The following is a 21,815-nucleotide window of genomic DNA, read 5'->3' on the forward strand; positions in this document are numbered from 1 at the left end:
GCGAATGACACGGCGGGTGCGGACGGTGTGGACCTGGCCGCAGACGTCGCCTTGGGCACCGCGCCGGCGAAGGGCACCGCGGTCTATAATGGCGACGGGACCTTCACCTACACGCCGGCGCCGGGCGCCGAAGGACCCGACAGCTTCACCTATACGATCACCGACGGCGACGGCGATGTCTCGACCGCGACGGTGACGATCACGCTCGCGGCCGATTCAGAACCCACGATCGATGTCGGCGGAGCGAACAGCGTCGATGAAGCTGCGCTTTCGTTCGGGTCGGATCCCGCTTCGAACGGCGAGTTTGCAAGCGGCGCCTTCGCGATCACGACCGGCAATGACAGCATCGGCTCGCTCGTGATCAACGGCACCGACGTGACCGCCGGTGGCAGCGTCGCGGGCGCCTATGGCACGCTCACCGTGACCCTTGCGGGCGGCGTCTACAGCTACAGCTACGAGCTCACCACCAACACCGATGGCGATGCGACGTCCGACCAGTTCGATGTGGTCGTGACCGACAGCGATGGCGACATCGCGGACGATACCCTCGTCATCGATATCGTCGATGATGTGCCGACGGCCAACCCCGATGTGAATAGCGTCACGGAAGGGGGCGCAGTCGCCGGCAATGTGCTGACCGACGGTCTGGACGATGTTTTCGGCGCGGACGGCAAGGCGCCGGGCGGCGGCGTCGTGGGGGTCCGCGCGGCGGGCGGTGACACGACCAGCGCGGTGACGACGGGCGTCAATACGGTGATCCTGGGCCAGCATGGCACGCTCACCGTCCAGGCGAACGGCAGCTACGTATATGATGCCTATCCCAACGCCGTTCCGCCGGAAGGCGCAACCGACATGTTCGTCTATACGATCCGCGACGGCGACAGCGATCAGTCGACGACGACGCTGACCATCACGCTGACAGACAGCGGCCTCGCCGCGACCAACGAGGACGCGGCTGTCAACGAAGCGGCGCTGCCGTTCGGGAGCAATCCTGGCAGCACTGCCGAAACCGTGTCGGGCACGGTTGCGGATAATGTGTCCGGCGGCGCAGGCGCGCTCAGCTTCTCGCTGCTGGACAGCCCCAACGGAAATTATGGCACGCTCACCTTCGATTCGAACGGGAGCTGGAGCTACACGCTGACCTCACCGGTTATCGGGCCGAGTGCCAACAATGGCACCAACACGGTCAACAATGCCGAGACGTTCAGCTATCAGGTGACCGACGCCAACGGCAATACGTCGATCAACAGCATCACTATCGATATCATCGACGATGTGCCGGTCGCCACCACGCCGATCGCGGTAAATGTGATCAACCAGAATGGTGGGACGAACGCGGCCTTCCTCGATGCGGACAGCAGCGTTGCGAACAATTACGGCGCCGATGGACCGGGCAAGCTGTTCTTCACATCAGACGCCATCACCGCGCTGGAAGGTCAGTCGCTTACCTCCGGCGGGCAGCCGCTGAGCTATGCGATCTCGCCCGACGGATTGACGCTTACGGCCACGAAGCCCGATGCAAGCCTGGTCTTTACGATCCAGATCCAGCCCCCCGGCTTCAACGATCAGTACAAGGTCAATATCTCGCAGCCGCTCGACGCGGTTACCCAGATCGACTTCAACGCTGACGGCTATGATTTTTCGGGAGGCAATGTCGCGTGGAACTACTTCCGCGATGACGCTACGCCCGATAGCCCGGACATCCTGCTGACGCCGATCGGCGTGAGTGGCCAGACCGTCAACACGAACGCCAATTCGGGCGGCGTGGGCGGCGGCGGCGGCGGCGGCGCCATCGAAGCGGGTGAAGGCCTGCGCATCGATTTCGTGACCGATCTCCTCGGCACGCCTTCGAGTGGCGGCTCGGGCTACCAGAACGCCGGCAATCGCAATCACACCTTCTCCGATCACTACACCGTCAACGGCGCATCGGCGGTATTCGCCTCGACGGCGGGTTCGACCGTCCGCTTCGAAGTCAAGGACGACCCCGACGGCGTTGTCGGCAATGACGCTGTGGGCGACGGGACCACCGATGCCATCACGGCCGTTGCCATCCGCTTTGGCGCCTCGACGGTCACAGTAAACGCTTCGGTCTCGCCGCAGAACGTCTCGGTCGGGGGGCAGAACTATACCGTCACTTTCACGGGCGGTATCGTGACGATCTCGGGCATCGTGAGCGACACGCAGGTCGCGATCTTCACCGGCGATGGATATAACAGCCTCGAAGTCTCCTATGTGTCAGGCTCGAGCTTCCGCATCGGCGATTTCGGCGCGTCGGCGATCACGACGACCGAACCCGTGCCCTTCACCGTCCCGGTATCGATCGTCGATGCCGATGGGGATGTCGCGAATGGCGCGGTCCTCTCGATCACCGCTGTCCCCGCGGCGCCGCCTGTCGCGCTCGATCTCGACGGCGATGGCGTGGAATTCCTGTCCCAGGCCGCCGGCGTTGCATTCGATTATGACGGCGACGGTGTAGCCGAGCCCACGGCATGGGCCGGGCCCGACGATGGACTGCTCGTCCATGATGCCAATGGCGACCGAGTAGCGAACGACGGCAGCGAGATTGTCTTCGCCGTCGGGGCCTCGACCGACCTTGAGGGTGTGCGCCTGCGCTTCGACAGCGATGGTGACGGAAAGCTGACCGCCGCAGACACGGAATTTTCGCGTTTCGGGGTCTGGCAGGATGCGAACAGCAACGGCGTTACCGATCCGGGCGAATTCAGCACGCTTTCCGAGCTCGGCATCGCCAGACTCGACCTGGCGTCGGACGGCAAGAGCTATGTTACCCAAGGAGGCCAGGTGCTCGTTCACGGGACGGGGAGCTTCACCCGCACGAACGGGACGAGCGGCGCCCTTGCTGACGCCTCATTTGCAGCGGCTCCTGCCGATCGGCGCTCGGCCGACCTGGCGCTCGTCGCCTCGCTCGCAGGGGCGCTTGCCGTCCCCGAAATCCTGGCGGCACACGATAGCAATCCCACAGCTCCCGAAGCGGCGGCCAGTGCGCTGCCGAGCGCCGAGGTGGGCAGCCTGCACTATGCCATCGGTACGGGGTCGGAGCACGGCAATCTTCTCAACCTCGCCGACCTCCTCAGGAATGAGGGCGCGGCCAGCAAGGTGGAAGCGCCATCCTCGCACACGCCGAGCGATGCTCCCTCGCCGCTGAGCAACCTCGCGGTCGATGAGGTGGCAGAGGTCGCGACCGCCGTACCGTGGCAATCCGAGGCGGGGGCCGATTTCGGCGCCTTGGTGACCGGTCAAATGGGGGGCGTTTCGCCAGAGGCTGTGATGGACGCTCTGCTCCTCCAGACCTCTGGCGAAACGGTTGCTGTTGACCAGGATGCGGCCTCGGTCCGCGAGGCGCTGGCACAAGTGAGCGATGAGGTCGCCGTCAACGCGATCGTCGACCACTTCGCAGGCGACGTGCCAGCCGATGCGCCCGCCCCGGATGCGGGCGCCGGACACCAGCTTCTGGCGCAGACGCTCGACGCGCAGGTCTTCCTCATGACGCAGGGAATGCTTGCCGATCATTCGATTGATGACGCAGCGCAGCTGGTTGCCGCGGCCTAGGGGGCGAATTCATCATGCAGGGGAGTCTCATGAACAAACGGATCGGGATGGCGATGGCGGCGATCTGCCTCGCCGCGGGGGTATCGAACATTGCCATGGCACAAGGAAGCGAGCGCGGAGAGATCCAGCAGCGTTACGATGCAGCGCTTGCAGCGACGCTTGATCCGGCAACCATCGGGGCAAATGATGCGCGTTACACCTGGGCCTCGGAGGCAAAGGTGCAGTGCGCGATCGCGCTCGGCTATTTCAAGTCGGGGACGCGCGATGAAACGAGCATTGCCAGATGCAACGACGCCTATGAGCGGATGGCAGGACAAGCTTCCCCAGAGCCGCTGCCGCCGCCGCCTCCGCCGCCGACCGAGACCTGTTCGCGCGAACTTCCGGGCATCATCTACTTCGACTGGAATTCGTCCGAGCTTCCGGCTGAAGCTTCGGAAACCGCACAATTTGTCGCGGCGAACGCTGCGCCTTGCGGTTGGACTTCGATCACGGTGACGGGGCACGCCGACCGTTCGGGCAGCAACGCGTACAACATGGGGTTGTCCGCGCGCCGCGCCGACGCGGTCGCCAATCTCATCGCGTCCTACGGGGTGCCGCGCGAGACGATCACGACCGCGCAGCGCGGCGAAGAGGAGCCGCGCGTGCTGACCGCCGATGGGGTGCGTGAACCGCAAAACCGTCGGGTTGAAATTGGCGTTCGGTAAGGAATTGGGGGATCAGATGCGCAAGTTCACTTTCTTGGCCTCAGCGGCGCTTGTCTTTGCAGCGGCCACGCCAGCCTTCGCCCAAGTTTCGATGCAGGAAGCGATCTCGCTGGCCGTCAAGACCAATCCCGAGATTCTGCAGGCCCAGTTCAACAAGGAGGCGATCGAGTTCGAGCGGAAGCAGGCGCAGGGCCTGTTCCACCCGAGGATCGATGTCGAAGGCTCGGCAGGGGTGCGACGGCTTGAAAACAGCACGCGGCGCGCGCTGGGGATTGCGAATGATGAACTTTACCCGCTCGAGCTCAGCCTCGGCGGGGAATGGACATTGATCGATTTCGGGCGCCGGCGCGGCGAGCTGCTGCGCCAGGCCGCCCGCGTCGACGGGGCGTCGCTGCGTGTTCTTGAGCGGTCCGAATTTGTCGCGCTCGAAGTCGCGCGCCAGTATCTCGACCTCCTTTTGCAGCAGCGCGTTCTCGCCGCATCGCAGGATAATGCCGCGTTCCACCGGGCGCTCGTTGAAGACCTCGGTCAGGGCGTGAACCAGGGCTCGATCAGCGTTGCGGATCTCCAGCAGGCGGAGGAACGGCTGCAAGCAGCGACCGCGCGGCAGGAAGAGGCGCAGCAGGCGTATAACGAGGCGAACATTACGCTGCGCCGCCTGACGGGGCTCGACATCACTCAGCCTTCGCTGCCGCCCGCTCTCGCGAGCGCGCTGCCGACCACGCTCGACCAGGCGGTCGGGCTCGCACGCACCCGCAACCCCCTGGTGCGCGAGGCGACGGCCGACGTCGATTCAGCAAATGCCGCGGCAGCCTCTGCGAAGGGCGATCTCTATCCGACGGTCGGCGTCGAAGTGCGGGGCCGGATCGGCGATGACATCGACGGCTTCCGCGGCGAGACGAACGATCTGCAGGCGCGCGCGGTGCTGCGCTGGAATTTGTGGGATGGCGGGATCAACCGGGCCAAGCTGCAGGAAATGGTGCGCCGCGCCAGCCAGTCGCGCTACCGCCTGCACGAGCTGCAGCGCGAAGCCGAGCAGGATGTGCGTACGGCCTGGTCGGTGATGCAGACGCAGGGGAACCTCGTCGGCGTGCTCGAACGGCAAAACCAGGTCAGCGACGATCTGCTGCTTTCCTACCGTAGCCAGTTCAATGTCGGGCGGCGTTCGCTCCTCGATGTGCTCGATGCACAGAACACGCGCTACAACACGCAGGTTCGCCTCGAAACGGCGCGTTTCTCACAGATATTCGCCCAGTATCAGGCGCTTGCGGCAACGAACAGCTTCCTCGATGCGCTCAACGTTGCGCCGGGTACCGGAGCAGGGGAGACGGAGCGGGAGCAGTTCCGATACGGGCCGCCCGTCCCTGCCGAACTGCAGCGGCGCGTCTATCCTTAAGGTGGTGATCGCTCCGGCGAATTAAGGCAAATTCTGTGTCTGAAATCGAGGAATCAATCGAAGGGCGTCTGATCGATTCCCTCGCCGAATGCGTTACGGAACTTTCGCGGCATTTCGCCGGGGGCCAGTCGCTCGCCGGACTCGACCAATTGCCGCGTGACAGCCGGGGACTGCTCCCGGCCCATCAGGCAGGCGCCGCGCTCGATATCGCGGGCTTGAACTATGAACCGCGCCGGCCGAGGAAGCTCCCGCGCGGGGCTGCGCATTATCCCGCGCTCGCCCAGATGGCGCCGGGCGAGTTTGTGATTCTTCTCGACATTCGCGAGAGCGATCTGCTGGTTTGGCGGGCGGAGCGCAGGCGCGAGGAGTGGGAGCCTTTTGGCGAGGTTGCCAAGGCATTCGGCGGGATGTTCCTGTCGGTCTACGGCGATCCCGACAAGATGCGCGAGGCAGAAGCCCCCTGGCATGCAAAGGGGCGCGGCCACTGGTTCTGGAGCGAGCTGCGCAAGGAACGCCGCGCCCTTTCGCCCGTCCTCCTCGCCTCGTTGCTGATCAACATCCTTGCGATCGCGATGCCGCTGTTCACCATGAACGTCTACGACCGCGTCATCCCCAATCGCGCAGGCTCGACCCTCTGGGTGCTCGCCATCGGCGTGATCATTGCCTTCGCGCTCGAATTTGCGCTCCGCAGAGCCCGCACGGCGGTCATCGACGACGTGTCGCGCGATCTCGATATCCGGCTTTCGCAAAAGATATTCGGGCGGCTGCTTGCAACGCCGCTCGAAGAACGCCGAGGTCATACCGGCGCGCTCGCAGCGCGGGTGTCGGAATATGCGATTGTCCGCGAATTCTATGCGGCGACGACCGTGGTCCTGATCATGGATATTGCCTTCCTCGCGGTCTTCGTCGCCGTGATGGCCATTCTGGCCGGCTGGCTCGCGCTCGTGCCGCTGGTGATCATCGCGGCGATGATCGGCGCCGGGATCCTGCTCCAGCGCAAGGTGGTGACCGCCGCGCGCGATGCGCAGGCCGATGCGGGGCTGCAGCAGACACTGCTCGTGGAAGCGCTCGCAGGCGCGGAGACGCTGAAGAGCATGGCCAGCGAGGGCGGCATGCTCGGTCGCTGGCACCGTCTCGCCGAAATCGGGAGCCAGTCGCAGCAGAAGCTGCGCAATATTTCCTCACTCGCCGTCGGGCTCGCGCAGGTCTTCCAGCAGGTCTCGACCATCGCCTTGATCATTGGCGGCTATTATCTCTTTGCCGCGGGCGAGATCACGATGGGCGCGATCATCGCCATCGTCATGCTCTCATCGCGCTCGCTCGCCCCCGCCGCGCAATTTGCCTTCCTGCTGACGCGCGGCAGGCAGGCGCAAGAGACGCTGCAGAGCATCGAACGCCTCTTTGAGGGCGGCGACGAACGCAAGCAGGGCAGCAGCCTCGTTCTTACCGAAATCAAGGCGCCGGCGATAAGACTCGAGAATGTCAGCTTCCGCTATCCGGGAAGCGAAAGTTCGGCTCTGTCGGGCATCGACCTTCAGATCGAAGCTGGCGAACGGGTCGCGATCGTGGGCCGGGTCGCGTCCGGAAAAAGCAGCCTGGGGCGCGTCATTTGCGGCCTTTATGCGCCTACCGAGGGCGCCGTGATGATCGGCGGGATCGACAGCCGGCAATATCGTCCGCAAGTCGTGCGCGAAGCGCTCCGCTTCGTCGGACAGGATGCCGCCCTGTTTACCGGGAGCGTCAAGGAGAATCTGTCGCTTGGGCGGCCTGTTGCCGACGAGCGGCTGGTCGAGGCGATGAGAGCAACTGGCGCTGACCTCTTCCTCTCGCGCGATGCCGGAGGGTTCGATCGTGCCGTCGGCGAAGGCGGCCGCGGCCTTTCGGGAGGCCAGCGCGCTTTTCTGGCTCTCACCCGCGCGCTCGTGACACCGAGCGAACTTCTGTTTCTCGATGAGCCGACGGGCGCCATGGACAGCCAGACGGAAAAACAGTTCGTCGAGCGCCTCGCCGAGGCGCTGACACCCCGCCAGACCCTCATCGTTTCAACCCACAGGCCCGCGCTCTTTTCGCTCTGCCAGCGCCTGGTCGTGCTCGACAGGGGGCGCGTCGTTGCCGATGGACCGATTGCGGACGTCATTGCGGCCGCGGGCGCTGCAGAAAGCATTGCGTCATGACTTACGCACGTTCGCTTCGTGATACCGCGGCCCTAAGGCCGCTCGCGGCGGCGCCCCGCGGATCGCAAAAGATCGTGATGGCATTGCTTGTCCTGCTGCTCGCCGGGGCGGCGGCAGGATGGCTCCAATATTCTGCGCCTGCCGATGACCGGGGCGAGGCGCCTGTCTCCGAGACGCTACGTCTCCAGATCCCGACGATGTCGACGGGCGAGCATCAGAATCTGGTCGTCGCGGGCGAGACAGCGCAGGCGCGCAATGCCGCCATTCCGGTGACGAACGAGGCGCTCGTTGCCCTCGCCGGGTTCAAGGATATTCCCGCAGGCTCAGCGCAGCACGCAACTGCGCTGAAATGCCTGACCCAGGCCATCTATTACGAGGCCGCCAATGAGCCCGAACTTGGCAAGCGGGCCGTGGCACAGGTCGTGCTCAACCGTCTTCGGCATCCAGCCTATCCGAACTCGGTGTGCGGCGTCGTGTATGAAGGCGCAAGCGCCCCAGTTTGCCAGTTCAGCTTCACCTGCGACGGCGCGCTGCTGCGCACGCCGATGGCGCGGCAATGGCGCGAATCCGAACGGGTCGCAAGGGAAGCGCTTGCCGGCGCGTCCGTCCCCGAGGTGGGGTCCGCGACCCATTATCACGCCGATTATGTCCTGCCGCGCTGGGCCTTCACGCTCGGCAAGATCGAGAAGATCGGAACGCATATTTTCTACCGCTTTCCAGGGCGCGCTGGCACCGCCGCAGCGTTCAGAGATCGCTGGAACGGGAGCGAGCGGATCCCCGCGCTCGATCTTGCAAGATTGCGGCAGGCTATGCTCGGCGAATTGGAAGGCGCGGCGCCTGATCAAGCCTATGTACCCGGATTGACCGTGGCTCCCGACGTCAAGGATCGTCATGCGGCCGCCGACGTCGGAGGACGGCTCGATACGACGACGAGCTGGCGTCTCACGCTTCCCGATCCCGTTCAATTGAGCCGCAGCTATCATAAGGCGGTGTCGGTGCAGGCAGGCCCCGCTGCGGAAATTGCGGTCCCCGCAGCCGACAATGAAGCAGGCGCGCCGGCGGCTCAGGAGCATAAGCCGTGAACTGGATCGAGCGATTCAAAAGCTGGGACTCAAGCAGGCGCCTCATCGCCGTTGCTGCTGCTGGCATGGGTCTTTTCGTGATATGGGCGGCCTTGGCGCCGGTCGACGAAGTGACGCGCGGCACCGGGCGCGTCATTCCCTCGAGCAAGGCGCAGCTGGTTCAGTCCGCTGAACCGGCCACGATTGCCGAAATACTCGTCCGCGGCGGGCAGTCGGTGAAGCGCGGACAATTGCTTGTCCGGCTCGATGACGCCCAATCATCCTCCGCCCTTGGGCAATTGCAGACCGAAAATGAGCGCCTTGCTGTGCGGGCGCAGCGGCTTGCCCAGGAAGCGCGCGGCGGCGCGCTCGGCTGCGAGGAGGGGTCGCTTTGCGCCGAAGAGCGAAGCCTCCAGCAAGCGCGCGTCGCCACCGCAAGAGCGCGGGAGGGAGCTCTGGGGGCGGCGGTTGAGCAGCGGCGCCGCGAGCTCCAGGAGGCCCAGGCAACCGCTGCCGCGCTCGAAGATAGCGTAAGGCTCGCGCGCGAGCAGGTGCGGATGCTCGAACCGCTCGCCAAGCAGAATATCGTCCCGCAGACCGAGCTCCTGACGGCGCAGCGCGAACTCGTCGATGTTCAGGGGCGGCTCGCCGCCGCGCGGCAGTCGGTCGGCCGCGCCTCCGCCGCGATCACCCAGGCCCAGCAGGATTTAAGCTCGGCAAGGTCGGAGTTTCGCCAGCAGGCGCTGAGCGAACGCAGCGAAGTCACGACGCGCATGGCGGTGAACGAAGAGACGATCCGCGGCGCGCAGGCTCGCCAGAAGCGTAATGAACTGCGCGCGCCCGCCGATGGCGTGGTCAACAATGTGCAGGTCACCACCGTCGGCGGCTTCGTGAATGCCGGCGAAACGATCATGCAGGTCGTCCCGATCGGCGACAAGCTCCTCATAGAGGCCCGGATCGCGCCGAGCGACATCGCCTTCATCAAGGTCGGTGACCGCGCCAACGTCAAGGTAACGGCTTACGACTTTTCGATCTTCGGGGGATTGAGCGGCACCGTGCAACAAGTGTCGGCCGACAGCATCTTCGATGAAGTTGAACGCCAGGCCTATTATACGGTGCTGATCGAAACCGACCGATCCTACATCATGCGCTCCGGCCAGCGACTTCCGATCGTCCCGGGCATGATCTGTGACGTCGAAATATTGACCGGTCGCAAGAGCATATTGAGCTATCTTCTGAAGCCCGTATCCAAGGCGTTCAACGAGGCGCTGACCGAACGCTAGCGCGAGGCGATCTGGTATCCGTGCAGCCAGGCCTTGTTTTGACCAAAGCTGAGGATCGCGCGGTAATCGTGGCTTGCCGACGCATCGAGGATCGCGTCGGTCGCATTGTCGAGCATCAAATAGCGCCCCCCGTCGCGCACGATGAGAACGGCATGGTCGGCATTGCGGACAAGATCGCGCGCGATGGTCAGCACCATATCTTCGCGAGCGACGCCCATTGCGGCCAGCAATTGCATCTTGGTGAGCGCGATATCTTCGCAGTCGCCGCGCCCGAGAGCGAGCGTTTTCCGCGCGCCGGCCCAATAGTCGGCCCGCCCGAAAAGGTCGCGATCATCGGTGAAGGCAATCTTGCGGTTAACAAAGGCGTTGACGACGCCGAGCGTTTCCCGGCGGCCGCCGGCCGCCTTTTGTTCAAGGGCGCGAACGTAGCTTGCGGGCACGCGCTCATTGCGAACGCGGCTCCAGGCGGCGTCAAACGATGTGCGCCCGATGGCGAGGCGTTTGCTCGCGAGAAAATCCTGGGATGAATAGGAGGGCTGCGGGCGCGCCGCGCCGCGCACCGCGCTTGCGGACGTCATGCTGCAGAGGGGCCCGAGACGATTGCCGCCAGCGGCGGGTTCCAGCGGCTTGAGCTCGGCGGGGAGCGCGCCTTGCGGGTTCGCTGCTGCCGGTGCAGGGGCGCTTGGGGCCGCCTGCGCGGCCCGTATGAGATCGAGCGCGCTCGGCTGCCCGCCTAGAAGGGCGACGCTTTTGCTCGCGGGCAAGGCGGGAATGAGCGGCTGGGCTGCTGCGATGGCAACGCCGAACGGGCGATGGTTGCAGAGCTTTGCGTGGGACATGGCGATCGCGGCGGCTGCCGGGGCCATAGCCGCTTGAGCGGCAGCGCCCTGCGGGGCGAGCAAGGCCGCTGCGAAGGCTCCTGCTGCAAGAGCAAGGCGCGGCCGATGTCGAAGAGCGATCCACCGATTCATGCTCCCCTGAATAGGGGCGAGCTATCAAGGCTTCGTCGCGAGGCGTGGTTAACCGGCCTTTAAGCAAAATATGCGTTCAAAGAGGCCGCTCAGCGGCCGAGCGGGTTCGTCGCTCTCCCGCCGACCCGGACTTCATAATGGACATGGGGCCCCGTCGATCGCCCGGTCGAGCCGACCAGTCCGATGATATCGCCCTGGTTCACCGTCCGTCCAGCCTCGACATTGATCGCGGACATATGCGCGTAGCGGGTCTCGACGCCATTTCCGTGATCCAGCGTTACCATATAGCCATAATTGCCCGCCCAGCCGGCGCGCGTCACCGATCCCGCCTGCGTGGCCCTGATCGGAGAGCCGGCAGGCGCGGCGAGATCGATGCCCGAATGAAATCGGGTCGCGCCATGCATGGGATCGCCGCGCCAGCCAAAGGAACTGGTGAGGCGGCCGCCCGCCGGAAGCAGTGACGGCAAGGGTCCGCCCGACACCGCTGCACGCGGCGGGCTCGACGAGAAGGAGACAAGCAGCGCCGTGTCGGCGAAATTCGAGCGAACGGCAAAGCGCGGTGCGCCGGCCGCTACCCCCTCTGGTCCGATCCTGATCACCGCCCGCGCGGGGGCAGCGCCCGAAGCGGCGTCAGCCAGACCGTTTGCCAGGGCGGCAGGGCTGCCCGTGACAGCATGGCTTTGGATGAGGCCTGCCCCTCCGCTGGCCGAGACACTGCTTGAGGGATGCGCGATGGAGGGGCCGGGCTCTTCCGCAGCCGAGGGGACGGCCGCGATGGCCGCCACCAGAACCAGCATCGATCTTGCCGCGAAAGCCGTCATCGCCCCCCACCCCCGGATTGGCTCGAGCCCAAAGTATAGCGCTCAAAGCGCGCGGTGGCACGGAAAAAAGTAACCCATATGCAATGCTTTTGCTCGCGCGCGGGCGACCCCGCGCCTATCGCCTCATCGCAGCTTGCTCGCATTCCTCACGGGGCCGCAGGCCGCATCTCCTGTCGGCGTGGGATACGGAAAAGGCGGCGCTTTTTTTCTAATAGCTCCGCAGAGAGCTTCCTGCCGCCGGGCGGGGAGGGCTTTTCCCCATCGGGCCGGATGTTTGCCGCGCCGATTATAATTTTCTCTTAAATTTCGTTAACCATGATCGGGGGATGATCTATCGCAAAATATGAAGCAAATTCATGAGTTCGGACTCAGTACCTGGACGCGGAATAAGTTTGTGTTGATTCGTGGGTGGTTGCACAATAGGTTTCATTATAGGTTGCATCGCAAGGAGGCCGCCAAGACCCTCATATGCATGAGGGCGCCGGGTGCGGCCCTGTCAGGTCGGTTGTGCAGGGGAGGTGGCCGGTGGGCGCTTTGCCATTTATCGAAATCACGCCGGCCCTCGATGCCGCAGGACATGGCCGCTGCATCTATTTGCGCGGTGTGAGCGGTGCGAAGGCCGGCACGGAACTTCTGTCCGATGAGATCCGGGGCCTTTATTTTGGTGTCCCCGCCAGTCATGGACTGCGAGTCGGCGATCAATTGCGAATGGACCTTGATCCGGTTGGTCTCGTCGATGCCGAGGTAATCTTGGTCGCGCCCGATATGGTGGGTTGCCGCTTTGCCGAGCCGATCAGGGCTTCGGACTTGTTTCCCGGGAAGGCCGCTCGCGTCGCCGCCAAAGCTGATGCGGCGGGTGAAGACCTCGGCATGCGCCTTGCTCAATATCGCCGCGCGAAAGGGATGACGCTTGCGCAGCTTGCTGAACGCCTGGGGGTCAGCGTCCCGGCGATCTGCGCGTGGGAAAAGAACAAGTCCCGGCCAAAATATAAGCGGCTCGAAATGGTCGCCGATGCTCTGGATGTGACCGTACCGGATCTTTTGGGCCTCTCCGAGCAGATGTCGCTGCCCGATCTCATCCTCAATTCGCGGCATCAGATTGCGAGCGCCGCCGGCGTTTCGCCCGACAAGATCGATATCTCCATTCGCCTGTAAGCTTTGCAGGGGCGTAAAACAGGCCGCTTTGACCGGCCCGATGGACCGCCCGCTCGCGCCGGGTAGGGGCCGGTCAGGCCATAGCCGAAGATAAAGGTCCCTCCGATCCGGACGGCGCTGTCCGCCTTCAACGATGATGGTCCTCGGCGGCGGAGCGCATGCCGCCACGATTGCTTATGCTGTATTGCAAGTGTAATACGCCAGCCTATGAAGCTCTTTCCCCGTTCCGGCGATCCGCCCCTGCCGCTGGATCCGTCCGCCGCGCCCCCAGGCGAGGCGCCGGAGATCATGCCCGCGCCGCGCCAGCGTCCCCGCTGGCTTCGCTGGACGGCGCGCGGCCTCACCGCCTTTGTGCTTTTCTTCATCCTCCTTGTAGGCTGGCTCGCGCTCACAGCGCCTCTGTCCAAGTCGCTCGAGCCGATCGCACCGCCCGAGATTACCCTCCTCGCATCCGATGGTACGCCGATCGCGCGCATGGGAGCGATTGTCGAGGCGCCCGTCAGAGTGCGCGAATTGCCCAGACATGTGACGGGCGCCTTTCTCGCGATCGAGGACCGGCGCTTCTACACCCATTGGGGGATCGACCCGCGCAGCATCCTTCGCGCGGCGTGGAGCAATTTGACGACCGGGCGCACGCAGGGCGGCAGTACGATCACGCAGCAGCTCGCCAAATTCACCTTTCTCTCGCCAAAGCAGACCCTCGGCCGAAAGGCGCGCGAGGCGCTCATTGCCTTCTGGCTCGAGGCCTGGCTCACCAAGGACGAGATTCTCGAGCGTTACCTCTCGAATGCCTATTTCGGTGACAACAGCTATGGCCTTCGCGCAGCGTCGCTCCACTATTTCCACCGTCAGCCCGAAAAGCTGACCCCGGCGCAGGCCGCGATGCTTGCAGGCCTCGTGAAGGCGCCGTCCAGGCTCGCGCCGACGCGCAATTTCGGCCTTGCCGAAGAGCGGATGCGGCTGGTCCTCGCCGCCATGGCCAAGGAAGGCTATCTCAGCGAGCGCGAGGCGAAAAATCTCCGCGCCCCGAGCGTCGATGTGAGGACGCGCAATGACCTGCCGACGGGGACCTATTTCGCCGACTGGGTGCTCCCCAAGGCGCGCAAGCTCAGCGATGTGGGATATTCGCGCCGGACGATCAGGACGACGCTCGATGCGCGGCTCCAGGCAGCGGCGCGCCGCGCGGTGAGCCGAACCGCGCTCGGAAAAGCCCAGGTGGCGCTCGTGGCGATGCGCCCCAATGGCGAGGTCGTGGCGATGGTGGGCGGGCGCAACTATGCCGCATCGCCTTTCAACCGCGCCACGCAGGCCCGGCGGCAGCCGGGCTCCACCTTCAAGCTCTTCGTTTATCTCGCAGCATTGCGGGGCGGCTGGCGGCCCGACGACGAAATCGACAACAGACCCATCGAAACTGGCTCCTACCGGCCCAAGAACGCCGGGGGCACCTATTCCGACACGATCACGCTCGAGCGCGCCTTTGCCTCGTCGAGCAATGTTGCCGCGGTACGATTGTTCCAGAAGGTCGGGAGCGAGAAGGTGATCAAGGCGGCACGAAGCCTTGGCGTGACCGCGCCGCTTCCCGAAGGCGACCCGAGCCTCGCGCTCGGCACGTCGAGCATGACCTTGCTGGAACTCACCGCGGCCTATGCCGCGGTGGCAGCCGGGAGCTACCCCGTGGTCCCGCGCGCCTTCAAGGCAGAAGAGCGAGGCTGGCTTTATCGCTTCGTCTTTGGACCCAGCCGCTTCGGCTCGCGCGAGCACAAGGATATGGAGCAGCTCCTCAGGGCGGCCATCAACCGCGGGACGGGGCGCGCTGCGATGCTCGCCGCCCCCAATTTCGGGAAGACCGGAACGACGCAGGACAATCGCGACGCGCTGTTCGTGGGCTATGCGAACGGTCTCGTCGTGGGCGTATGGATCGGCAATGATGACAATTCACCCCTGGCGGGCGTTTCGGGTGGCGGCGTGCCCGCGCGCATCTGGCGCGACTTCATGGTGAATGCGACGGGCGAGCGGGCAAAACCCCGCCCTGCGCAAAACCCGCGCGGGCCGGTAGAGCCGCAGGATCTGCCTGAAATTCCCGACATTCCCGCGCTTCCCATCGGCGAGAGGACGCACGTCGGCGTCGAGGGCGGCGAGGCCGTGATTTCAACCGAGATCGGCGGTAGCCGTATCGATCTTCGCCTGCCGGTCGGGGGAGACCCCCCGGCAGACGACACGCCGCCGCCGCGCTGATCCTCGCGGTCAGTTCCGCCCGCTCATCAGCCCGCGCGCGATCACCTGCGCCTGAATTTCCGCAGCGCCCTCGAAGATATTGAGGATGCGCGCGTCGCACAGGATGCGGCTGATCTCATATTCGAGCGCATAGCCATTGCCGCCGTGAATCTGCAGCGCAGCATCTGCATTGGACCAGGCCGCGCGCGCCCCCAGCAGCTTTGCCATGCCCGCCTCGATGTCGCAGCGCTTGCCCGAATCCTTGGCGCGCGCGGCGGCGTAGCTAAGCTCGCGTGCCACGACGAAATCGACGAGGCTCATGGAAATCTTGTCCGACACGCGCGGGAAATGAATGATCGCCTTGCCGAACTGCTTGCGGGTCGTTGCATAGTCGAGCCCGAGCTCAAGCGCGCGGCGCGCAACACCAACGGCGCGCGCCGCAGTCTGGATGCGCGCGCCTTCGAAGGTGCGCATCAACTGCTTGAAGCCTTGCCCCTCCTCGCCGCCAAGAAGCGCATCCGCAGGCGCGCTCATTCCGTCGAATTGCAGCGCATATTCGCGCATGCCGCGGTAACCCAGGACCTCGATCTCGCTTCCCGTCATGCCGGGGGCGGGGAAGGGGTCGTCCTCGCTCCCGCGGGGTTTGGGCACAAGCAGCATCGAAAGCCCCGCATAGCCCTTCACATCGCTCCGGGTGCGCGCGAGGAGCGTCATGAGGTCCGAGCGCGCGGCATGGGTGATCCAGTTCTTCGCCCCGTCAATGACCCAGCGGCCGCTTTCGAGCCGCGCGCGCGTCTGGAGCGAACCCAGATCCGAACCGGTGTCGGGCTCGGTGAAGACTGCGGTCGGCAATATCTCGCCGCTTGCGATTTTCGGGAGCCATTCGGCCTTTTGCGCCTCGGTGCCCCCATGGACGATGAGTTCGCCTGCGATTTCGGAGCGGGTGCCGAGCGAGCCGGTCCCGATCCAGCCGCGCGAGAGCTCTTCGGTGACGATGCACATGACGAGCTTGCCAAGGCCGAGCCCTCCATATTCCTCAGGAATGCAGACCCCAAAAGTGCCAAGTTCAGCCATCGCCTCGACGGTCGCATCGGGAATGAGAGCGTTCGCAAGGTGCCAGCCATGCGCGTGCGGGATGATCGCGGCATCGGTAAAGCGGCGATATTGCTCGCGGATCGCGTCGAGATCGGCATCATGCAGCGTCTCGCTTGGCCAGTGACCCTCGGCGAGCGCGGCTGCAACCTCGGCGCGAGCAGCGCCATGGTCCGCGTCGAGAAGGTCAGCGCAAGCGTCCGCGAGCGCGCGCGCCGCGCGCCCAAGGCCAAGGTCTGCGGGACGGAAAATCTCGTTCTGGCCCATCGGCAGGCCGCCCGTGAGCTGGCCGATGCTTTCCGCGAACGCGAGCACAGCGATCGTGGCGTCGAGCGGGTTCGCGCCGCCGCCCTTCTCGAGCCACGCAAGCACTGCTTCGAGCGCAGCGACACTTGTTGCGACCCAGGCGAAGCCATGTGCGGCGCGCTGTTCGGCGTCGATCGGACGCGCCGCGAGCCGCTGCGCGAGCGCAGCCTCAGCGGCCACTTGAAAGGACCGCGCGGCGGTGAGCGCATTACCGGGATCCCATTGCATCTTAAGACCTGGTCCTTTTTCGTCAAAAGCCTCGGGGCGGCGCCCGATGCCGGCCACCCATCATGTCTGAACGGCTTTCTCTTACACCGCGCGCTCGAAAATCGCGGCGATGCCCTGGCCGCCGCCGATGCACATGGTCTCGAGGCCGAAGCGGCCATCCCGGCGTACAAGTTCGCGCGCAAGATTGGCGAGGATCCGCCCGCCTGTCGCGCCGATCGGGTGGCCAAGCGAAATGCCCGAGCCGTTGACGTTGAGGATGTCGTGGCGGCTGTCATTCTCCGACCAGCCCCAGCCCTTGAGCACGGCAAGGACCTGCGGCGCAAAAGCCTCGTTGAGCTCAACAAGATCGATATCGTCCCAGCCAAGGCCGCTGCGCGCGAACAGGCGCTCGACCGCGGGAACGGGGCCGATCCCCATACGGCTCGGGTCGCAGCCTGCAGCGGCCGAGCTGTGGTACCAGGCAATGGGCTCGAGCCCAAGCTCGTCGAGCTTGTCCTCGGCAACGACAAGACATGCAGCAGCGGCATCATTCTGCTGGCTTGCGTTGCCGGCGGTGACGACGCCGCCCTCGAGCGCCCTGAGCTTGCCCAGCGTCTCCATCGAGGCGTCGGCGCGGTAACCCTCGTCATGCGCGAAAATGATCGGGTCGCCCTTCTTTTGCGGCACTGTCACGGGCACCAGTTCATCGTCGAAGAGCCCCTTCGCCCAGGCGGCCGCGGCGCGCTGGTGGCTGCGAACCGCATAGGCGTCGCACGCCTCGCGGCTGATGTCATAGTCCCTGGCCAGATTCTCGGCCGTCTCGATCATTCCGGTGATGACGCCGAAACGTTCAACCGGCTGCGACATCACCCGTCCGCGCGTCAGCCGGTCGTGGAGAGTGAGGTTGCCCGCGCGCACCCCCTTGCGGATGCCGGTCGTGTAATGTTCGACATTGGACATCGATTCCACGCCGCCTGCGACGACGATATCGGACATGCCCGTTTGAACCATCATCGCGGCGTTGACGATCGCCTGCAGTCCCGAACCGCAGCGGCGGTCGAGCTGGTATCCTGGAACCTCGAGCGGCAGGCCGGCCGCGAGCCAGGACCAGTGTCCGATGCAGGGGGCCTCGCCATTGCCATAGCCTTGCGAGAAGACGACATCATCGACGCGCGCAGGATCGATCTTCGTGCGCTCGATGAGCGCCTTTAAGATCACGGCGCCGAGCTCGCCGGCGGTCAGCGAGGAAAGCGAACCGCCGAACTTGCCGACGGCAGTGCGGATCGGGGCGACGATGGCGGCGCGGCGAAGGGTCATGGGGGTCATTCTCCGGTAGGGGCGAGGCCGACAATGCCGGCGTCGATCAGGCGGGCGATCTCGCCCGAGGATAGCGAAAGGCGTGAGGCGAGGATTTCCTCGCTGTGCTGGCCGTTCAATGGCGCAGGCTGCGGGGCCAGGCGCTCAGCGTCTGGCAAGGTCGCAAAGGCCCCGGCGGCAGGATAGGCAAAGCCGCTCGGGTTTTCGGCGCGTCCGAATATCGGATTATCGGCCACAAGCACCGGATCGTTCACCGCGTCGAGCATGGTGCGATAGGGCGAGTGGACGATGCCCCCTGCATCGAAGGCCGCGACAAGCTCGGCATGGTCGCGCTCGGCGATCGCCTTTTCAAACAAGGGATAGAGCGCGTCGCGGTGGGTGAAGCGCAGGCCGTCATCCTTGGCGAAGGAGACGCCGCGCTCGCTTTCGAGGGCGGCAATGGCGTCTCCAAGGCCAAGCGCGGCGACCAGATTGGCCCATTGGCGCGGCGTGACGACGACGATCATGGTCCGCTGCCCGTCGCGTGTCACAAAGTCGCGGCCGAAGAGGCCATAGACGGCGTTGCCGAGGCGGGGGCGGTTCTCGCCCGAATAGAGAAGCTCGGCGATTCCGCCGAGATTGGCGACGGTGCCGATCGCGACGTCGGACAGGGGGACGCGAACCTCGCCGCCTTCGCCGCTGGCGCTGCGCCGCTGGATTGCAGCAAGAAGCGCGAAGGCCGCATAGGCGCCGGTAAGAAGATCCCATGCCGGAAGGACATGATTGACGGGCTCGGGGCCGGCACCGGTGAGCATCGGATAACCCACCATATTATTGACCGTATAATCGAGCGCGGGCGATCCGTCCGCCCAGCCCATCACGCGCACGGTAATGAGGTCGCCGCGCCCTGCCGAAAGCGCTTCGTGCGAGAGAAAGCCGCCGACGGGAAAATTGGTGATGAACTGACCTGTCGCGCGAACCAGTTCCTGAAGAAGCTCGCGCCCTTGGGGCCGGCCGAGGTCAAGCGCGAGCGATTTCTTGGCGCGGTTGAGATTTTCCCAGTAAAGCGAGGCGTTTTCGGCCGTCACCGGCCAGCGCCTGTAATCGGGGCCGCCCCCGATCTGGTCGACGCGGATGACCTCGGCGCCAAGCTGCGCGCAATAAAGGCCGGCTGTGGGCGAGGCGACGAAGGAGGACGCCTCGATTACCGACAGGCCGGACAGCAGATCGTACATCAATTCGCCGCCGCAAACTCGCGCAGCATGTGCTTTGCAATCTGAAGCTGGAGAATCTGCGTCGTGCCTTCGTAGATGCGGTAGATGCGCGCATCGCGGAAGAAACGTTCAGCGTCATATTCGGCAAGATAGCCGGCACCGCCATAGACCTGGACGCAGGCATCGACGACGCGGCCGCACATCTCGCTCGCGAACACCTTGAACGCTGCGGCCTTGCGGAGGACATTCTCGCCCGCATCGGCGCGGCGGGTCACATCCTCCATCATGCATTCGGCCGCATAGATGTCGATCTCGCTTTGCGCGAGCATCTGCTGGATGAGCTGGAAGTTCGCGATCGGCTCGCCAAACGCCTTGCGCTCGGTTGCATAGCGGATCGCGCTGTCGAGCGCCCGGCGGGCATAGGCGGTCGCCGCCGCGCCGACCGACATGCGCCCATTGTCGAGGCTCATCATCGCATAGGCGAACCCCTTGCCGAGTTCGCCGCCAAGCAGCGCTTCGCCGCCGACGCGGACATCCTCGAGGATCACATCGGCAATGTGGCTCCCCGACTGGCCCATCTTCTTGTCCGACTTGCCGACGCTCACGCCCGGCACGTCAAAGGGCACGATGAAAGCGGAGACATGCGCGTTCTTGGGCAGATTCTCCTTGCTCGTGCGCGCCATGATCAGGCCGACCTTCGCAAACGGCGCATTGGTAATGTAGCGCTTCGTGCCGTTTATCACCCAGCCGTTGTCGGTCTGCATCGCGCTTGTCTGCAGTCCCGCCGAGTCCGATCCCGAGCCGGGTTCGGTCAGTCCGAAACAGGCGATTTCTCCCGACGCGACGCGCGGCAGCCATTCGGCTTTCTGCGCCTCGGTTCCGCCGTTCTTGAGCGCCGAGGTAAACATGCCGATGTTGATCGAGATGATCGAGCGGAACGCGGGCATTGCGTAGGAAAGCGTGTGGATGGTGCGGATATATTGGCTGACATTCATGCCCGCGCCGCCAAATTCTTCGGGGATGGTGAGGCCGAAGAGGCCCATGTCACGCATTTCGGCGAGGATGTCGGAAGGAATCTCGTCGGTTTCGACGATCGTCTTTTCGGCCGGGATCAGCCGCTCGCGCACATAGCGTGCGAGCTGCTCGATGAACTGGTCGAAAACCTCCTGGTCCATCCCGGGGCTTTGCATCCTGAAGATCCCTTCTTGCGCCATGCGATTCGAAGCTTCGAGCGCTAACCGTTTCGCTGAACATTTTCAATATTGAGAATTGATTTTCATAAATATGAAAACTAGATCGAGGTCATGACCGGTCCGGTTCGCTCCGTTTCGCAGGCCTTCGCCATTCTTCGGCTGCTTGCCGACACTAGTCCCCTGTCGCTCTCCGACATCGGGCGGGTGCTGGAGCTCAGCCCCTCAAGCTGCCTCAATCTGCTGAAAACTCTAGCCGCCGAAGGGGCGGTCGAGCGCGATGCGCGCAGCAAGCAATATCGGCTCGCGCTCGCCTGGGCGGGATCCGAGGTTCTGCGCGACGGAACGGCGCTGCGGCTTGCCGAGCGCGCGCAGCCCATGATGACGCGCTTTGCGCAGGCAACCGAAGCCGCCGTCGGGCTCTGGAAAATCGTCTCGCGCGACCGCATGCAGCTTGCCGCGCACGCCGAAAGCGAAGCGGGCATGCGCCTCAGGCTCGCCGATGCGCAGCGCCAGCCGCTCGGCGGCGGCGCCGCGGGGCGGGCTATCGCTGCCGCACAGGGCGTCGACGATGCCGAACTTGCACGCCGCTATGCCCCCGTGCGCTGGCAGGCGCAGCTGCCCTTCGAAACCTACGCCGCGCAGGTACGCGAGGCGGCACGCAAAGGCTTTGCGGTCGACCGCGATTATGCGCACCGCGGCGTCTGTACCGTTGCGGTCGGTCTCGTCGGCATTGCGCCGGGTTTTTGCCTCTCGGCGTCGATCTTCGCAGGGTCGCGCGGCGAGGCCGAGGTTGAAGCTCTCGGCCTCAAGCTGCTTGCGCTGCGCGATGAGCTGAGCCTCGGGGCGCAATAGCCAATGTTTCTTGTTTCGGCGTCCCTGTCATGTCAGGGACGCGCGCGAGAGGCGGCAAAACCGTAACGAGAGGAAGCGATGCAGTTCGACGTGGTGATTGTAGGCGGAGGGCAGGGCGGGGCACAGGTCGCGGTGATGCTGCGGACGCAGAAATTCGAAGGCAGCATCGCGATCATCGGCGACGAGCCTGAACTTCCCTATGAGCGCCCGCCCCTGTCGAAGGAATATTTTGCAGGCGAGAAGGAATTCGAGCGCATCCAGCTCCGCCCCGCCAAATATTGGGACGAGCGCGAGGTGACGATGCTGCTC

The 21,815-nt window shown here is 64.8% G+C and carries 16 protein-coding genes; 10 read left to right on the forward strand and 6 right to left on the reverse strand.

Annotated features, from left to right (window positions below; translation table 11 throughout):
- From B5X69_RS18220 to B5X69_RS18245, 6 genes are all read left to right on the forward strand, one after another.
- A partial coding sequence (locus tag B5X69_RS18220) for an Ig-like domain-containing protein (RefSeq protein WP_079639990.1) occupies positions 1–3,567 on the forward strand: 3,567 nt, incomplete at its 5' end.
- A gap of 29 nt (positions 3,568–3,596) precedes the next feature.
- Entirely contained in the window at positions 3,597–4,271 is a 675-nt protein-coding gene (locus tag B5X69_RS18225) for an OmpA family protein (protein ID WP_176141674.1), read from the forward strand.
- A gap of 16 nt (positions 4,272–4,287) precedes the next feature.
- Complete coding sequence (locus B5X69_RS18230; protein WP_079639992.1) at positions 4,288–5,667, forward strand: TolC family protein; 1,380 nt, start codon at positions 4,288–4,290, stop codon at positions 5,665–5,667.
- A gap of 35 nt (positions 5,668–5,702) precedes the next feature.
- Complete coding sequence (locus tag B5X69_RS18235; RefSeq protein ID WP_139375866.1) at positions 5,703–7,841, forward strand: ATP-binding cassette domain-containing protein; 2,139 nt, start codon at positions 5,703–5,705, stop codon at positions 7,839–7,841.
- Positions 7,838–8,923 carry a cell wall hydrolase gene (locus tag B5X69_RS18240; RefSeq protein WP_079639994.1) on the forward strand — a complete coding sequence of 362 codons (1,086 nt, stop codon included), beginning with the start codon at positions 7,838–7,840 and terminating at the stop codon, positions 8,921–8,923. Before B5X69_RS18235 ends, B5X69_RS18240 begins: the two co-directional genes overlap by 4 nt.
- Positions 8,920–10,185, forward strand: coding sequence for an HlyD family type I secretion periplasmic adaptor subunit (locus B5X69_RS18245; RefSeq protein ID WP_245798797.1), 1,266 nt, complete (start codon positions 8,920–8,922; stop codon positions 10,183–10,185). The genes B5X69_RS18240 and B5X69_RS18245 overlap by 4 nt, the downstream gene beginning before the upstream one ends.
- Here the strand turns inward: B5X69_RS18245 and B5X69_RS18250 are convergent.
- The gene (locus tag B5X69_RS18250) at positions 10,182–11,156 is read right to left on the reverse strand and encodes a transglutaminase-like cysteine peptidase (protein ID WP_079639995.1); all 975 of its coding nucleotides are present in this window, start codon (positions 11,154–11,156) and stop codon (positions 10,182–10,184) included. The two genes, B5X69_RS18245 and B5X69_RS18250, sit on opposite strands and share 4 nt — an antisense overlap.
- An 89-nt stretch (positions 11,157–11,245) precedes the next feature.
- Entirely contained in the window at positions 11,246–11,977 is a 732-nt protein-coding gene (locus B5X69_RS18255; protein ID WP_079639996.1) for a M23 family metallopeptidase, read from the reverse strand.
- A 525-nt stretch (positions 11,978–12,502) separates the two neighbouring features.
- Between B5X69_RS18255 and B5X69_RS18260 the strand changes: the two genes are divergently transcribed.
- Together B5X69_RS18260 and B5X69_RS18265 are read left to right on the forward strand one after the other, a co-directional pair.
- Positions 12,503–13,132: a helix-turn-helix domain-containing protein gene (locus B5X69_RS18260; protein WP_176141675.1), complete on the forward strand. Its 630-nt coding sequence runs from the start codon at positions 12,503–12,505 to the stop codon at positions 13,130–13,132.
- 207 nt (positions 13,133–13,339) lie between these two features.
- Positions 13,340–15,367 carry a transglycosylase domain-containing protein gene (locus B5X69_RS18265; protein WP_079639998.1) on the forward strand — a complete coding sequence of 676 codons (2,028 nt, stop codon included), beginning with the start codon at positions 13,340–13,342 and terminating at the stop codon, positions 15,365–15,367.
- Between the two features lie 9 nt (positions 15,368–15,376).
- On the opposite strand, the gene B5X69_RS18270 is transcribed toward B5X69_RS18265, so the two are convergent.
- The 4 genes from B5X69_RS18270 to B5X69_RS18285 form a co-directional block, all read right to left on the reverse strand.
- Positions 15,377–16,972: an acyl-CoA dehydrogenase family protein gene (locus B5X69_RS18270; protein ID WP_079639999.1), complete on the reverse strand. Its 1,596-nt coding sequence runs from the start codon at positions 16,970–16,972 to the stop codon at positions 15,377–15,379.
- An 81-nt stretch (positions 16,973–17,053) separates the two neighbouring features.
- Positions 17,054–18,268 carry an acetyl-CoA C-acetyltransferase gene (locus B5X69_RS18275; RefSeq protein WP_079640000.1) on the reverse strand — a complete coding sequence of 405 codons (1,215 nt, stop codon included), beginning with the start codon at positions 18,266–18,268 and terminating at the stop codon, positions 17,054–17,056.
- 5 nt (positions 18,269–18,273) lie between these two features.
- Positions 18,274–19,482 carry a CoA transferase gene (locus B5X69_RS18280; protein ID WP_079640001.1) on the reverse strand — a complete coding sequence of 403 codons (1,209 nt, stop codon included), beginning with the start codon at positions 19,480–19,482 and terminating at the stop codon, positions 18,274–18,276.
- On the reverse strand, positions 19,482–20,651 hold the full coding sequence (locus B5X69_RS18285; RefSeq protein WP_079640004.1) for an acyl-CoA dehydrogenase family protein: 1,170 nt from the start codon (positions 20,649–20,651) through the stop codon (positions 19,482–19,484). The genes B5X69_RS18280 and B5X69_RS18285 overlap by 1 nt, the downstream gene beginning before the upstream one ends.
- Before the next feature lie 114 nt (positions 20,652–20,765).
- On the opposite strand from B5X69_RS18285, the gene B5X69_RS18290 reads away from it, so the two are divergent.
- Both B5X69_RS18290 and B5X69_RS18295 read left to right on the forward strand, forming a co-directional pair.
- The gene (locus B5X69_RS18290) at positions 20,766–21,506 is read left to right on the forward strand and encodes a helix-turn-helix domain-containing protein (RefSeq protein WP_079640002.1); all 741 of its coding nucleotides are present in this window, start codon (positions 20,766–20,768) and stop codon (positions 21,504–21,506) included.
- A gap of 78 nt (positions 21,507–21,584) precedes the next feature.
- Positions 21,585–21,815: FAD-dependent oxidoreductase (locus B5X69_RS18295; protein ID WP_176141676.1), on the forward strand; the 231-nt coding region annotated here is incomplete at its 3' end.

Origin of the sequence: Sphingopyxis flava (genome assembly GCF_900168005.1) — a bacterium.
GTDB classification, from domain to species: Bacteria; Pseudomonadota; Alphaproteobacteria; order Sphingomonadales; family Sphingomonadaceae; genus Sphingopyxis; species Sphingopyxis flava.

Bases quoted from the DNA above. Each gene is read 5' to 3' on its own strand.
- B5X69_RS18225 (WP_176141674.1), top strand. From the start codon at position 3,597: ATGAACAAACGGATCGGGATGGCGATGGCGGCGATCTGCCTCGCCGCG.
- B5X69_RS18230 (WP_079639992.1), top strand. From the start codon at position 4,288: ATGCGCAAGTTCACTTTCTTGGCCTCAGCGGCGCTTGTCTTTGCAGCG.
- B5X69_RS18240 (WP_079639994.1), top strand. From the start codon at position 7,838: ATGACTTACGCACGTTCGCTTCGTGATACCGCGGCCCTAAGGCCGCTC.
- B5X69_RS18250 (WP_079639995.1), bottom strand. From the start codon at position 11,156: ATGAATCGGTGGATCGCTCTTCGACATCGGCCGCGCCTTGCTCTTGCA.
- B5X69_RS18255 (WP_079639996.1), bottom strand. From the start codon at position 11,977: ATGACGGCTTTCGCGGCAAGATCGATGCTGGTTCTGGTGGCGGCCATC.
- B5X69_RS18265 (WP_079639998.1), top strand. From the start codon at position 13,340: ATGAAGCTCTTTCCCCGTTCCGGCGATCCGCCCCTGCCGCTGGATCCG.
- B5X69_RS18270 (WP_079639999.1), bottom strand. From the start codon at position 16,972: ATGCAATGGGATCCCGGTAATGCGCTCACCGCCGCGCGGTCCTTTCAA.
- B5X69_RS18275 (WP_079640000.1), bottom strand. From the start codon at position 18,268: ATGACCCTTCGCCGCGCCGCCATCGTCGCCCCGATCCGCACTGCCGTC.
- B5X69_RS18280 (WP_079640001.1), bottom strand. From the start codon at position 19,482: ATGTACGATCTGCTGTCCGGCCTGTCGGTAATCGAGGCGTCCTCCTTC.
- B5X69_RS18285 (WP_079640004.1), bottom strand. From the start codon at position 20,651: ATGCAAAGCCCCGGGATGGACCAGGAGGTTTTCGACCAGTTCATCGAG.
- B5X69_RS18290 (WP_079640002.1), top strand. From the start codon at position 20,766: ATGACCGGTCCGGTTCGCTCCGTTTCGCAGGCCTTCGCCATTCTTCGG.